Below are 13417 nucleotides of genomic sequence, written 5' to 3' on the forward strand. Positions count from 1 at the left end.
CTCCGCCTCCCCTTCGCGTGGCGTGAGAACGGCAGCCGTGGCCGCGGGCCCCGTCGGCACGGGGGCGGCTCGTACGGCCGGGTGGTGGGTCAGTCGGCGGTGACGGAGAGGGCGCCGAGGCCCGCGATCCGGTGGCCGTGGACGGGGCCCGGCGGTCCCGCGACGGCGAGCGCGGGCATGCCCGCGGCCCGGGCGGCGCGCAGGCCGACGTCGGCGTCCTCGATCACGAGGCAGTACGAGGGGGGTGCGCCGACGCGGGCCGCGGCGGTGAGGTACCCCTCGGGGCTGGGCTTGCCGGCGGCGACGTCCTCGGCGCAGACCAGGACGTCGGGCAGCGGCAGCCCCGCCGCGGCCATCCGGCTGCGGGCGACGCTCCGGGTCGCGGAGGTCACCAGTGCCCAGCGGCGCGGGGGCAGGGTGGCGAGCAGCACCGTGGCGCCGGGTGCGGCGTGGACGCCGGCGGAGTCGGTGCAGGAGAGGTGGTCGAACCAGGCGAGCTCCGCGAGCGGGTCGGCGTGCGGGGCCAGTTCGCGGATGACGTCGATGTCACGGCGCCCGTGTGAGGCGCGTACGACCTTCTCGGGGTCGAGGGAATGGCGCCTGGCCCACATGCGGGTATGGCGGTCCATTGCGGCCGTGGATTCCACGAGTGTGCCGTCCATGTCGAACAGCACGGCGTGCACGTCGAGCGAGCGCGGCCGACCCGGGTCGCCGACGTCGCGGAATCCTACATTCAGTAGTGAATACGTGCTGTTCAGAGCTGTCTTCGGGGTTTCCGTGCAAAACTCGTCAGTAGCCTTGCCCGGCCACGCGGGCAACGTCGCCACGCCGTTGTCGAGTTCGTCGTCGCTTCGTCCCGGCTGTTGCGTGGAGTCCACCGGAATCTCCACGCGGGCCGCCTTCCACATAAGTACCTGTCCGTTCGGTGAAAGATGAACTTCAGGCCATGCAGCGAGGGTTATGTGGTGCCGTATCCAGAGAGTTACGAGCAGTAGTCGCACGATGACTGGAGGCCATCGCGCGTTCGTTTGGGCGTTCGAGCGAGCGTCATCGTACATGCAATCTGTTGGTCTGAACCATTCTTTCTTCGCAAAATATTTGTCGGATATGTCCCAACTCGGGCGTCACTGGCGGATGTTGCCCTTTTAGGCGCCCCAACCGGCCCGTGTACAGGCGATGTTGCCGACACGGGAGACGCTCTACGATGACGGGCGACCGGCTCGGCGGGCGCGACGGCTCCCGGAAAGGACTCGGATGACATGCCGCGGATAGAGCAGGGCAGGGTAAATGTCGACACCGGCCACGGATTCGTGCTCTTCCTGGTGGGAATGCGGATCAATTACCTCTGGAAGGTGCACAGGTGGTGGCCGGCGTTCACCGCGATGCCGAAACTTCTGGTCGAACTCGGCGAGGATCCGGAACTCGGTCTGCTGGGCAGCAGAATGAGCCGCCGAGGACGTACGATCACGGTCGTGCAGTACTGGCGGTCGGCCGCACACATAACGGAGTTCTCGACCTCGCAGGAACACCGGCACCGGGCGTACTGGAAGTGGTTCAACCGTGCCGTCGGCAGCGGCGGGGACGTCGGCATCTGGCACGAGCTGTACCACGTGCAGCCGGGCTCGTACGAGGCCCGCTATATCAACATGCCGGAATTCGGACTCGGCGCCGCTTTCGGCGGCGAACCGGGCCGCAGGGCGGAACCGGAATGAGCCGCGACGACGGCCGGTGGCACCGGGTCAGGGAAAGTCACCGGCGCTCCACCGGATTTCCCGTGTTCCCGGTGTTGCAGGTGTTTCCGGTGTTTCCGGTGTTTCCCGCGCTCGCCGTGCTTCCCGGACTTCCCGGTCCGGGTCCGGGATGACGGCGGACTCCACGGCCAGTGCCCCGGCGTGGCCGTGCCCGGGGGCCAGGTCGACCAGGTGCCAGCCCGGCACGCCGGTGGAGACGTCGTCGGCGTCGAGGGCGCGGCCGAGCCCCACGCCGAGCCCCTTCAGGTACGCCTCCTTGCGCGTCCACACCCGCGTGAAGGCGGCCGACCGCAGCGACGCGGGCGCCGCCCCCACCACCGCCCGCTCCGCCGGGTGCAGCCGCTCCACCAGGCCCGGCTCGGGCGGCACGGCCCTGACCGGCTCCACGTCGACGCCCACCCGGCCGGGCGCGACGGCGACGAGCACCAGCTCTCCGCCGTGCGAGAGCGAGAACTCCGGGCCGCCCGCCGGCCGTTCGAGCACCGGCCGGCCGTGCGGGCCGCCGCACCGGGGGCACGCGCGCCGGCCGAAGCGCAGCGCCGCGGGCGCGGTGCCGGTCAGCTCGCCGAGCAGCCGGCGCAGTGCGGCGTGCGCGACGCCGTAGCGGATCCGGTCGGCCCTGTGCAGGAAGGCCGCCTGCCGCCGCCGCTCCCCCTCGTCGAGCGCCGACAGGTCCGGCTCGACGCCCTCGCCGGCCGCGAACGTCCACACCCGCGTTCCCGCGGGCAGCGCCGACGGCGCGGCCGCGCCGGGACCGGCCCGTACCCCTGTCTGGACACCGCCGGCAGCGTGCTCCGTCACGCCGTCCCACCCCCGTTTCGAACAGCCTTGAGCGCCTTGCCCGTTCGCGCGCGCCGGCGCTTCAGGCGTTGCTCAGCGCGGGCCAGCGTATCCGCGTCGTGCACAACGACACGAGGAGCGCGGACGCGGCGACGGCGGCCATGCCCCACGCCAGCCCGGCCGCACCCGCGATGAAGCCGATCGCCGCGGGTCCGCCCAGCAGCCCGGTGGTGCCCATCGACGCCACCAGGGACAGCGCGTCGGGGCCCTCCCGGGCCGCCGCGACGTACACGCACGGCGTCACGGCCGCGACGCCCAGGCCGACGCACGCGAACCCGAGCAGCGCCGGCACCACCCCGCCCGCGAGCACCGCGACGGCCAGCCCCGTGCCCGCCAGCGCGCTGCCGAGCCTGACCACGGGCCCGTCGCCCCAGCGGGTGCGCCAGCCGTCGGCGAAGAGGCGGGCGGCGACCATCATCACGGAGACCACCGCGATGCCCAGCGGCGCGACCTCCGGCGCCGCGTGGGCGACGTCCTCCAGGTAGAGCGTGGACCAGTCGTTCATGGCGCCCTCGGTGATCGTGCCGAACGCCATCGCGCACCCCATCCACAGCGTGACGCGCGCGGGCAGCCGCCAGCGGCGGCGCTCCTTGCCCGGCTGCCGGAAGCCGTCCTCGGCCGGCAGCCCGGTGCGGGCGACGGCCAGCATGGCGACGAGCAGCACCGCGGCCACCGCGAAGTGCGCGGCCAGCTCCGCGGTCAAGGTCTGGACGAGGGAGGCCAGCAGCGCGGCGGCCAGCGACCCGGCGCTGAACGTGGCGTGCATCTTGGCCATCGCGGTGCGCCCGTGGATCTCCTCCAGGGCCGCCCCCTGCGCGTTCATCGCCACGTTCAGGCAGCCGACGGCGACGCCGTCGGCGGCGACGACGACCAGCGCGACCGGGTAGTCGGGCGCGGCGGCGAGCGCGGGCAGGAACAGCAGCAGGGCGCCGGCCGAGGCGAACGCGAGCCGTTTGGCGCCCAGGGCCTTCATGAGGTGGGCGACCAGCGGGAAGGACGCCGCCGCGCCCGCCCCGCAGGCCATGAGGAGCAGTCCCAGTTCGGTCGCCGTCAGGCCGAGATCGTCCTTGATCAGCGGGAGCCGGGACACCCACGTGACGTACTGGAAGCCCAGGAAGCAGAAGAGCGCCGCGATGGCCACCTGGGAGCGGCGGAAGTCGTCGCGTACCGGCATCGTGCTCAACCCACTTCCCGGGACATGTAGACCGCCTGCGGGCCGTAGCCGGCCGGGGGCGCCACGCCGGGCTGCGGCCGGTAGCCGCGGCGCGTCCAGAAGAGCGCGGTGCCGGCGACCGCGACGAGGGAGATCCGCCGGTACCGCCGGGCCCGGGCGGTGGCGGTGAGCCGGGCGAGCAGGCGTCCCGCGAGCCCGGCGCCGCGCAGGTGCTCGGCGACGACGATGTCGTGCAGGTGCAGGTTGCCGGTCGAGTGCCCGGCGTCCTGGGCGGCGCGCAGCTCCGGGCAGCGGAACTCCGGGTAGGGCAGCGCCAGCAGGTAGCCCTCCGGCGCGCCGTCGGCGTCCAGGACGAAGCAGGTGCCGGGCGAGGCCCGGCCGCGGGCCTGCAGCGCCTCGCGGCCCTCGGCCAGCGCCCGGTCGGCGTACGCGCGGTCCTCCAGCGCGGCGATGGCGCCCCAGTCGTGTGCGGCGATGTGCCGGATGCGCACGTCAGCCGGCGCGCAGGCAGGTGTGCGGTAGCGGGCCATAACCGTTGAACCCCCGGGTCATGTAACTGACGGCGTACGCGCCGCTGGAGAGGATCCACACCGGATCCCCGGACGCAGCCGCCCTGGGCACCTGCACCGGTACGCGGCCCCCCGCCACGACGTCGTCGCTGTCGCAGGTGGGCCCGGCGACGACCGCCGGCACCAGCTCCGCGGCGGCGCCGTGGGAGGGGAAGACCAGCGGGTACTGCAACTGGTCCACCTCGTACAGGCCGTTGAACTTGCCGCAGCTCAGGAAGAGCCAGTAGTCCCGCCCGCCGTCCGTGTGCCGGCGCGAGGAGAGCCGGGCGACGTGCGCCCGGATCGCGCCGTGGTCGGCGACCAGGTGCCGGCCCGGTTCGACGACGAAGCGCAGCGGCGCGCCGGCCGCGGCGCGCAGCCGCGCCATGCCCGCGCGGATCGCCGCGAACGTCTCGTCCAGCTCCGGCACCAGCGGCCGGCCGCGCAGGTCGCGGTAGCCGAGCGCGGGCAGGCCGCCGCCGAGGTTGACGTGGTCCAAGTGGATGCCGCGGCGGGCGAGTGCCGCCAGCACGTCCGCGAAGGCGTCGAAGGCGCGGCGCCACGCCGCGGCCGTCATCTGCTGCGAGCCGACGTGCACGGAGAGACCGGCGGGCGTGAGTCCCGCGGCCCGCGCGCCCGCGAGCACCCGCACCGCCTCCTCGGGGGTGCAGCCGAACTTCCGGCCGAGCCCCCACAGCGCGCCCTCGCCGCTGCCGGCCAGCCGGCAGAACACCCGCGCGCCGGGGGCGAGGGCCGCGATGGCCATGACGTCCTCGGGGCTGTCGGTGGCGAAGTCGCGGACGCCGAGGCGGTGCGCGGCGAGGATGCCGCGGTCGGACTTGACGGTGTTGCCGTAGTGGACGCGGGCCGCGGGCGCGCCGGCGCGGCGCGCCTGCTCGACCTCGCCGGGGCTGGCGGCGTCGAAGCCGGCGCCCTTCTGCGCGAGCCGGGCCAGCACCTCGTCCACGGGACAGGCCTTCATCGCGAAGCGGACGTCGACGCCGGACAGCCGGCGCAGCAGTTCGTCGTAGCGCTCCTCGATGCCGGGCAGGTCGTAGATGATCCGGTCGTCCTCGGCGGCGGCGAGGGCGGCGCGCAGCCGCGCGCTGACGGGCCCCGCAGCCGGCCCGGTCACCGCGGGCGCCGGCGGGGCCGGCTGCGGGGGCCGCAGCACTGCGGTCACCGGGCCGCCCCCGGCACGTGCGTCGCGGCGGCGGCCCGTACCAGCGGCTCCCAGGCGGCGATCAGCAGCGCGAAGTCGGCCATGTCGCGGGCTGCCTCCTCCAGCAGGCCGGGGCCGCGGGCGGCGAGCAGGCCGCCGAACTCGGCGTATCTGCCGCCGAGTTTGCGGTACGCGATCTCCAGGGCCGTGAGCCGCATGACGTTCTCGTCGCGGTCCAGCCGGGTGCTGCGCGCGACCAGTTCGCCGACCGCGGCGGCGCGCAGCCGGTGCCGGTCGTCGAGGAGGGCGGCGCCGGCGGCGGCCAGTTCGTCGTAGAGGAAGTTGAAGTAGAGCATCGAGAGCAGGAACTTGGCGAACCGCATCTGGTACGCGGTGAAGCCGGCGCCGGTCTTCCGCTCGTCGGTGTGGTAGTTGACGATGTGCCGGTTGTGCAGGACGCCGGGCAGGGTGGCGTCGTGGACGAGGTGGAAGAGGAAGTAGTCGCTGCCGATGGTGTCGGTGGCGGGCGGCAGCGGGACGGCCTCGTACACGTCGCGGTGGAAGGCGATGTTGCACATGTCGACGCGCATGGGGTCGACGGCGCCGAGGACGGCGTGGTCGCCGCCGAACGGCTCGGTGCCCGCGCCCTTGAAGGACTCCTCGACCAGCGCCCGCTTGCGCTCCTCGGGCCAGTGCGGCGGCGCCCAGAGGCTGACGACGTCGTGGTAGACCGCGGGGTCGAGGGCGTGGATCTCGGCGATGTCGACGGACATCTCGCCGACGAAGGAGGCGCCGACCATCGAGACGGGCTTGTGGGCGTGCAGCGGGTTCAGCGCGTCGGCGTCGACCCGCCGGGCCGCCTCGGCGGCGGGCCGGCCCAGGGTGGCGAGTTCGTGGTGGACGGGGAAGACGGGCCGGCCGGCGGCGGTCTGGTAGCGGCTGTCGGAGTCCCGGCGGTGCACCGAGCGGCAGCCGAGGGCGGCGGCGAGCAGGAACGCGCGGTCGGTGCAGGCGCCGTACGAGACGGTGTCGGGCAGCAGCAGGCGCAGCAGCCTCCGCGCGTCCGCGACCCGCGCGCGGCGGAACACCGCGGCGAGGAAGGTGCGCTGCTCCGCCTCGCCGAGGTGGTGCACGACGACGCCGGGCACCCGCGGCAGCCCGGCGACGGCGGCGGCGTGGCCGGCGCGGTCGCGCTCGGCGGCGGAGTCGAGGATCAGGAAGCGGACCTCGACGCCGAAGTGGGCGGCGGCGTGGACGGCTTCCTCGTACACGGCGGCGATCGTGGCCGCGCAGGCGCGGTTCGTGGGCAGCGTCAGGCAGATGCGTGCCACGCCGGCTCCCCGGTCTGCTCGGTCGTGCCCGCGGCTCTCCCGGCGGGCCCCTCGTCCGGCGCGGGCCGGCGCCAGGAGTCGAGCCCGAGCAGCTTGCGGCCGAGGCCGGTCAGCGCGGCCGGCCCGTACCGCTCGGACTCGTGCGTGCGCGCGTCGCCGAGGAGGGTGGCGTTCCAGTCGGGGGTGCTCAGGGTGCGCCAGGACTCGACGCGGGAGCGCCGCAGCCGCTCGTGCTCCTCCAGGGCGGGCATCATCGCGAGGTACTGCACGGCGCGTACGCCGTTGTCGGAGGAGTTCGCGGCGACGCCGTGGGCCAGCAGCCCGTTCCAGATGAGCAGGTCGCCGGCGGCCAGCTCGGGGCGTACGACGGGGAACTCGGCGCGGTCGGTGTTCGGCCGGATCGGGTCGCGGTCGGCGGGCTGCGCGAGCTTCCACTTCTCGAAGTCCCGGAAGAGCTCGGGCGCGCACTGGAAACCGCCGTGGTCGGGGCGGGTGTCGTTGAGGGCGATGATCCCCTGGACGCGCTGCGGGAGGACGGCGAGGGTGGTGTCGACGTCCCAGTGCAGCTCGATGTCGAAGCCGGTGTCGGTCGGCTCGATCAGGGTGCGGCTGCGGTTGCCGACGTTGGGCGGGTTGAGGTTCAGGCGGTCGAGGGTGACCCACAGCTCGTCGCAGTCCCACACGTCGGCGAAGGCGTCGTAGACCCGGCGGGTCTGGCGGCTGTCCCAGATCAACTGGTGCTGGTACGCCTCGACGAAGCCGTAGACGTGCAGGTCGCGGTCGAGGTCGGAGCGGAACTCGCGGTCCGCGTACCAGGTCTCGGGGCGGTCGGGATCCAGGCCCTGGAACTCCCAGGCGAAGTCCAGCAGCAGGGCGGCCGCCTCGGCGGGTATCGCCTCCCTGACCACGACGTAGCCGTAGGTCTGCCAGAAGGCGTAGTCCTCCTCGGACAGCACGCGCAGCGGCTGGGACTTGCGGATGTCTCGTAACGGGGTACGGGCGAGGTAGGACTCGCCGTCGGCGCTGAAGTACGGGGTGCCGGAGGCGGCACGGTAGAGGTAGGGGCCGGAGTCGGGCATGGAACGTCCTCCAGAGGCGGAACTTTGTTACGTGCTGCCGTCACACCGCGCCGGTGAGGACCTCGGCCGCGGCGATGCCGGAGACGCGCGTGGCACCGTGGGTCGACAGGTGCACGGCGCCGAGCCGGTCCTCGGCGGGCAGGCCCATCTCGACGACGAGCGCGTCCGGCCGCCGCCGTACCAGGTCGGCCAGGGCCTGCCACATCCACGGGTGGCGGGCGGCGTCGCGGACGACGACGACCAGCTCCCGGCCGTCGGCGGGCCGCAGCGCCTGCCCGTCGAGCACGCCCTCGGCGCCGCCGGCAGCGTCGGTCAGCTCGGACTCGCCGAGCCGCACCGACGTGGTGCCGGGGCGCAGGGCGCGCAGCGGGTCGGCGACGCCCCAGGGCGTACGGCCGTCGATGGCGAGGCTGGTGACGGGCGAGAACTCGACGACGTGCGGATCGCCGACGAGCGGAAAGCGGGCGGGTCCCGCCGGGTCGTGGTGGATCCGGACGGCGCGGCGGGCGGCGACGAGGCCGATCTGGTGGTCGGCCCCGTCGCCGCCGCGGGGGTCGCCGGCCGGGACGCTGCGGGTCAGCGCGGCGGACCAGTCGGCGAACTCGTGCACCCGGGCGGCGGCTTCGGCGAGCCGCTCCTCGGGCAGGCTGCCGTCGCGCACGGCGGCGACGATGGCGTCGGTCAGGTCGGTGGTGACGGACTCCTCGGCGCTCTCGCCGCCGACGCACACGGCGTCGACGCCGCCGGCGAGCGCGCGGACGGTGGCGCCGCCGATGCCGTAGAGGTCGGAGACGGCGCCCATCTCGATGCCGTCGGTGACGACGAGGCCGGTGAAGCCGAGCTCGTCGCGGAGCAGGTCGCGGATGATGCGGGGGCTGAGGGTGGCGGGCAGGGTGTCGTCGTAGGCGGGGATGAGCATGTGCGCCGTCATGACGGTGCGTACGCCGGCCTCCATGGCGGCGGTGAACGGCGGCAGCGCGGTGCGGGCGATCTCGCGGGCGTCGGCGGCGACGTGCGGCAGGCCGTGGTGGGAGTCGACGCTGGTGTCGCCGTGGCCGGGGAAGTGCTTGGCGCAGGCGGCGACGCCGGCGGACTGCAGGCCGCGGATCCAGGCGGCGGTGTGCCGGCAGACGAGGTCGGGGCGGGCGCCGAAGGAGCGCACGCCGATGACGGGGTTCTTGGGGTTGGAGTTGACGTCGGCGGAGGGGGCGTAGTTCAGCGAGACGCCCATGGCGTGCAGTTGGCGGCCGATGTCGTACGCGACCCGCTCGGTCAGCTCGACGTCGTCGACGGCGCCGAGGGCGAGGTTGCCGGGGCGGGTGGCGCCGGTGCCGGCCTCGATCCGGGTGACGTCGCCGGCCTCCTCGTCGATGGCGATGATCAGGTCGGGGTTCTCGGCGCGCAGGGCGGCGGTGAGGGCGGCCACCTGCTCGGGGTCGACGATGTTGCGGCCGAACAGCACCACGGAGGCCAGTCCTTCGCCGATTCTGCGGCGCAGCCATTCGGGCGCGGTCGTGCCCACGAACCCGGGCTGGAGTACCGAGTTGGCCAGCCGGACGAGTTCGGGGTGGCTGAGGGATGCCATGGAGACCTCCGCGGGAGCAGGGGCGGACCGGGCTGACGTGGTACGAAAAGACTTGGTACAGACCAATGCCGGATACTGGCCTATACCAATCGGGAGTGTCAAGGAAGTCCACCATGCGACCGCACACGGAACGACCTGCTCCGCACTCGAAACGGGCAAGCGGTGCCGCAGAGTGGACCAGGAAGCCGCTCCAAGTCGGATCAAAGCGGACATGCAGCGGGCGTGAATCGACCGGAGTCGGGTGTCCGGGGACGAGCGGGTCGGCGGGAGTGGCGCCGCGCCGGTGGGGCCGCGGCGGCGCTAGCCCGCGCGGTCCCGGCGGTACGCGCCCGGGGCGACCCCGTGCGCGCGCTTGAACGCCTTCGCGAACGCGAACTCCGAGGTGTAGCCGAGCCGCCCCGCAATCGCGCCCAGCGAGGCGTCCGACTCGCGCAGCCGCTGCGCCGCCAGCGTCATCCGCCACCACGTCAGATACGCCAGCGGCGGGCTGCCCGTCAGCGCGGTGAAACGCCGCGAGAACGCCCCGCGCGACATCCCCGCCACGGCCCCCAGCGACTCCACCGTCCAGCCGCGGCCGGGGTCGCGGTGCACGGCGTCGAGGGCGGCGCGCACGGGCGGATCCGCCACCGCGCGGGCCCAGCCGTCCGCCGCTCCCCCGCCGCCGGCGGCGTCGCGCTCCTCGTACCAGGCGCGCACGATGAAGGCCAGCAGCATGTCGAGCAGCGCGGGGCGGACCGCCGCGGCGCCGAGGCCGGGGCGGCTCAGCTCGCCGCCGAGCAACTCGATCGCCGCGCGCAGGCCGTCGTGCCGGCCGAGCCCCGTCGGCGGGTGGACGATGTCGGGCAGCCCGGTGAGCAGCGGGTGCGGCCGGGTCCGCGCCATCAGGTAAGCGCCGCAGAGCAGCACCGCCGACCGGCAGCCGCCGCCGACGCCGCCGACCGGGTCGTCGTCGGCCCCGTCCGCGGCGAGGTCCGCGAGGCTGGTGCGGGCGGCGAGGCTCGCCGGAGACTCGGGGTCGTCGGTCATGTCGTGCCCGATGCCGTGCGGGAAGAACACCAGGTCACCCGCCTCGAGCGCCAGCGGTGTCCCGCCGCCCGGCGGGATCATCCAGCACGAGCCGTGCAGCACCACGTGGAACCCGGCACCCGCCAGGGCCTCGACGTGGATACGCCACGGGGAGCGCAGCTCCATCCGTGCGGAGTGCGGCCTTCCGGTGCGGGCGACGGCGAGTGCGTCACTGAGGACGTCCACGATCCGATCGTAGCCCCAACGCCCGCTGCGGAGCACGATCAGACATGATCTCGGCACCCTGGGACATTCATCGGTCCTCCGGGCGTACATACGTTGACGGTGTTCCCGAATTCCCGTCCGAAGGACCCTTCGTGTCATCTGCCTCCGATACGTCCGCACGCCCGCGTCTCGGGCTCATCCTGGCGCTGCTGGCGTTCGCCCAGTTCATCATCGCCATCGACTTCAACATCGTGATCGTCGCGATGCCCGAGATCGGCGCCGAACTCGGCTTCTCCGAGTCCTCGCTGCAGTGGGTGATCAGCGCCTACCTCCTCGGACTCGGCGGCCTGCTGATGCTCTCCGGACGCGTCGCCGACATCGTCGGGCAGCGGCGGATGTTCATCCTCGGCATGGCGGTCTACGGAGTCTCCTCGCTGGCCGGCGGGCTGGCCACCGAGCCGTGGATGCTCGTGACCGCCCGCGCCGCGCAGGGCCTCGGCGGCGCGGTGCTCACGCCGGCGATCCTGTCGCTGCTCACCACGACCTTCGCCGAGGGCGCCGAGCGCAACCGCGCGCTCGGGGTCTGGGGCGTGGGCGGCGGCGCGGGACTCGCGACGGGCGCCATGCTCGGCGGGGTCCTGACCGAGTGGGCGAGCTGGGAGGCCGTCTTCTACGTCAACGTGCCGCTGACACTGGTCGGCGCGACGGTCGCCGCGGCGGTGGTGCCGCGCGGCGCCGCGCGCGCCGGGGGCACCCGGCTCGACCTGCCCGGCGCCACGCTGGCCACCGGGGGCTCCCTGCTGGTGGTCCTCGGGCTCGTCAGCGGGCCCGAGGAGGGCTGGGCGACGGTGCGCGGTGCGGGCGCGCTGGCGGCCGGGGCGGCGCTGTTCTGCGCGTTCCTGGTCGTCGAGTCCCGCGTCGCCGATCCGCTCGTGCCGCTGCGGCTGCTGCGCAACCGCAGCCTCCTGGTGGGCATGGGCACGTTGTTCCTGTTCCTGGGCGCACTCAGCGGCTCGTACTTCGTCCTCACCACCTACATGCAGGCGCTGCTGGGCTTCTCGGCGCTGGAGGCGGGGCTCGGCTTCCTCCCGCTGAGCCTGCTCGCCGCCGTGGCCGCCTCGGTCGTCGCGCCGCGCATGCTGAACCGCTGGGGCATGCGCACCACGCTGGTCACCAGCATGGGCGGGATCGCCGCGGGCATGACCGGGGTGGGCGTCGTCGTGGCCGAGGACGGTTCGTACTGGGCGATGCTGCCCGGGATGGCCGTGTGGAGCCTCGCCGCGTACGGGTTCCCGGCGATGTTCGCCGCTGCCGCCGCCGGCGTCGCCCCGCACGAGCAGGGCACGGCGTCGGGGGTGGCGAACACCGCGTCGCAGATCGGCGGGGCCGTGGGCCTCGCGATCGTGGTGGCCGTGGCCGGCCCGGGCGGCGCCGCGTCGCCGGCGGACGCCGCCGCGGGGCTGCGCGACGGGTTCCTGGTGTCGGCCGCGCTGATGGCGGCGGCCGTGGTGGTCGCCCTCGCGCTCGGGAAGCCCCCGGCGGCCGCCGGCGTTGCACCCGTTGCGGCCTCGAAGACCCCCGACCGCCAGGAGGTATGACCGATGCTCACGTTCGACACCAGGACCTGGGAGCGCAGCGAGCGACGGGTGCGCGGCAGGCTCGGCGACGACCTCGTCGTCGACAGCGACGCCCCGCTGCTGGTGCGGGAGGCGGGCAGCCCGTACGTGCGGTACGCCTTTCCGCGCGGCGACGTCCGCACCGACCTGGTGCCGGACGGCGCGGTACGGGCGTACGAGGGCGACGCGGAGCTGGCGGACCACGTGTCCGTACGGTGGTCGGCGCTGGACCGCTGGTACGAGGAGGACGAGGAACTGCCGGTGGGGCCGCGTGACCCGTACCACCGGGTGGACGTGCTGCGCAGCGCACGGCATGTCCGGGTGGAGATCGGCGGGCGGACGGTGGGTGAGTCGCGAAGCCCGCTGGCGGTGTTCGAGACCGGACTGCCGGCCGTGTTCTACCTCCCGCCCGAGGACGTGGACCTGGAGCTGTTCGAGCCGACGGCGACCCGGACGGGGTGCCCGTACAAGGGCTTCGCGTCGTACTGGACCTACCGCGGCGGACCGGGCACACCCGAGCGCACGGACGTGGCCTGGGCGTACCGCGACCCGCTGCGCGAGGTCGGACCGATCGCCGGCCACCTGGCGTTCTACGACTCCGTGGCGGACGTCCTGGTCGACGGGGTGAAGCGGGGCGGCTGAGCGGGGCCGGCGGGGTGCTCGCGGCGCGGAGCTGCGGCGCGGGCACGCCGGCGGGACACTGGTGCCGTGGGTGGCGCACGCGGCGCGTGCGCGTACGGCAGCGAATCCGGAGGTGCCCCATGGCCGCCCAGCTCACCGACCCCGTCGTGGCCGCCTTCGTCGCGGCGCTCAACGCCGGCGACAGGGACGCGTTCTTCGCGCTCCTGACCGACGACGCGACCATGACCGACGACGGCACGGAGCGGGATCTCGCGGCGTGGACCGACCGGGAGATCTTCTCCTCCGCCGGTCACATGGACGTCGAGTCCGTCGCCCCGGACGGCCGCTCGCTCGTGGCCACGTACTCGAACTCCACCTGGGGCGGCATGCGCACCCGATGGTCCTTCACGGTCGCGGGCGACCGCATCAGCCACTTCGACACCGGTCAGGCGTGACGCGAGAACCGCACCTGGTGCGACC

At 74.0% G+C, this 13417-nt stretch carries 13 protein-coding genes; 4 read left to right on the top strand and 9 right to left on the bottom strand.

Features of this window, described 5'->3' with window-relative positions; genetic code table 11:
* Nucleotides 1-89 precede the first annotated feature (89 nt).
* Nucleotides 90-683, bottom strand: coding sequence for an HAD-IA family hydrolase (locus O7599_RS03045; RefSeq protein ID WP_281620508.1), 594 nt, complete (start codon nucleotides 681-683; stop codon nucleotides 90-92).
* Nucleotides 684-1259: 576 nt separating this feature from the next.
* Here O7599_RS03045 and O7599_RS03050 point away from each other — a divergent pair.
* Complete coding sequence (locus O7599_RS03050; RefSeq protein ID WP_281620509.1) at nucleotides 1260-1712, top strand: DUF4188 domain-containing protein; 453 nt, start codon at nucleotides 1260-1262, stop codon at nucleotides 1710-1712.
* 27 nt (nucleotides 1713-1739) lie between these two features.
* On the opposite strand, the gene O7599_RS03055 is transcribed toward O7599_RS03050, so the two are convergent.
* From O7599_RS03055 to O7599_RS03090, 8 genes are all read right to left on the bottom strand, one after another.
* On the bottom strand, nucleotides 1740-2552 hold the full coding sequence (locus O7599_RS03055; RefSeq protein WP_281620510.1) for a 4'-phosphopantetheinyl transferase superfamily protein: 813 nt from the start codon (nucleotides 2550-2552) through the stop codon (nucleotides 1740-1742).
* A gap of 61 nt (nucleotides 2553-2613) precedes the next feature.
* Entirely contained in the window at nucleotides 2614-3765 is a 1152-nt protein-coding gene (locus O7599_RS03060) for an MFS transporter (RefSeq protein ID WP_281623263.1), read from the bottom strand.
* Between the two features lie 5 nt (nucleotides 3766-3770).
* A complete protein-coding gene (locus tag O7599_RS03065; protein WP_281620511.1) occupies nucleotides 3771-4295 on the bottom strand; it encodes a GNAT family N-acetyltransferase in 525 nt (174 codons plus the stop codon).
* Nucleotides 4258-5550 carry an alanine racemase gene (locus O7599_RS03070; protein WP_281623264.1) on the bottom strand — a complete coding sequence of 431 codons (1293 nt, stop codon included), beginning with the start codon at nucleotides 5548-5550 and terminating at the stop codon, nucleotides 4258-4260. Before O7599_RS03070 ends, O7599_RS03065 begins: the two co-directional genes overlap by 38 nt.
* Nucleotides 5493-6806, bottom strand: coding sequence for a DUF6271 family protein (locus tag O7599_RS03075; protein ID WP_281620512.1), 1314 nt, complete (start codon nucleotides 6804-6806; stop codon nucleotides 5493-5495). Before O7599_RS03075 ends, O7599_RS03070 begins: the two co-directional genes overlap by 58 nt.
* Entirely contained in the window at nucleotides 6788-7885 is a 1098-nt protein-coding gene (locus O7599_RS03080) for a phytanoyl-CoA dioxygenase family protein (protein ID WP_281620513.1), read from the bottom strand. Before O7599_RS03080 ends, O7599_RS03075 begins: the two co-directional genes overlap by 19 nt.
* Nucleotides 7886-7925: 40 nt before the next feature.
* Entirely contained in the window at nucleotides 7926-9470 is a 1545-nt protein-coding gene (locus O7599_RS03085) for a glycoside hydrolase family 3 protein (protein WP_281620514.1), read from the bottom strand.
* 300 nt (nucleotides 9471-9770) lie between these two features.
* Nucleotides 9771-10721 carry an AraC family transcriptional regulator gene (locus tag O7599_RS03090; RefSeq protein ID WP_281620515.1) on the bottom strand — a complete coding sequence of 317 codons (951 nt, stop codon included), beginning with the start codon at nucleotides 10719-10721 and terminating at the stop codon, nucleotides 9771-9773.
* 131 nt (nucleotides 10722-10852) lie between these two features.
* Here O7599_RS03090 and O7599_RS03095 point away from each other — a divergent pair, with 131 nt between their 5' ends.
* The 3 genes from O7599_RS03095 to O7599_RS03105 all read left to right on the top strand — a co-directional run bounded on the left by O7599_RS03095 (nucleotide 10853) and on the right by O7599_RS03105 (nucleotide 13392).
* Nucleotides 10853-12298 (top strand): MFS transporter, encoded by a 1446-nt coding sequence (locus O7599_RS03095; protein WP_281620516.1) that lies wholly within the window; start codon nucleotides 10853-10855, stop codon nucleotides 12296-12298.
* A gap of 3 nt (nucleotides 12299-12301) precedes the next feature.
* On the top strand, nucleotides 12302-12958 hold the full coding sequence (locus tag O7599_RS03100; protein WP_281620517.1) for a DUF427 domain-containing protein: 657 nt from the start codon (nucleotides 12302-12304) through the stop codon (nucleotides 12956-12958).
* Between the two features lie 119 nt (nucleotides 12959-13077).
* Nucleotides 13078-13392, top strand: a complete 315-nt coding sequence (locus O7599_RS03105; protein WP_281620518.1) for a nuclear transport factor 2 family protein — start codon at nucleotides 13078-13080, stop codon at nucleotides 13390-13392.
* Nucleotides 13393-13417: the final 25 nt, after the last annotated feature.

It is taken from the genome of Streptomyces sp. WMMC500 (genome assembly GCF_027497195.1).
Classification (GTDB): domain Bacteria; phylum Actinomycetota; class Actinomycetes; order Streptomycetales; family Streptomycetaceae; genus Streptomyces.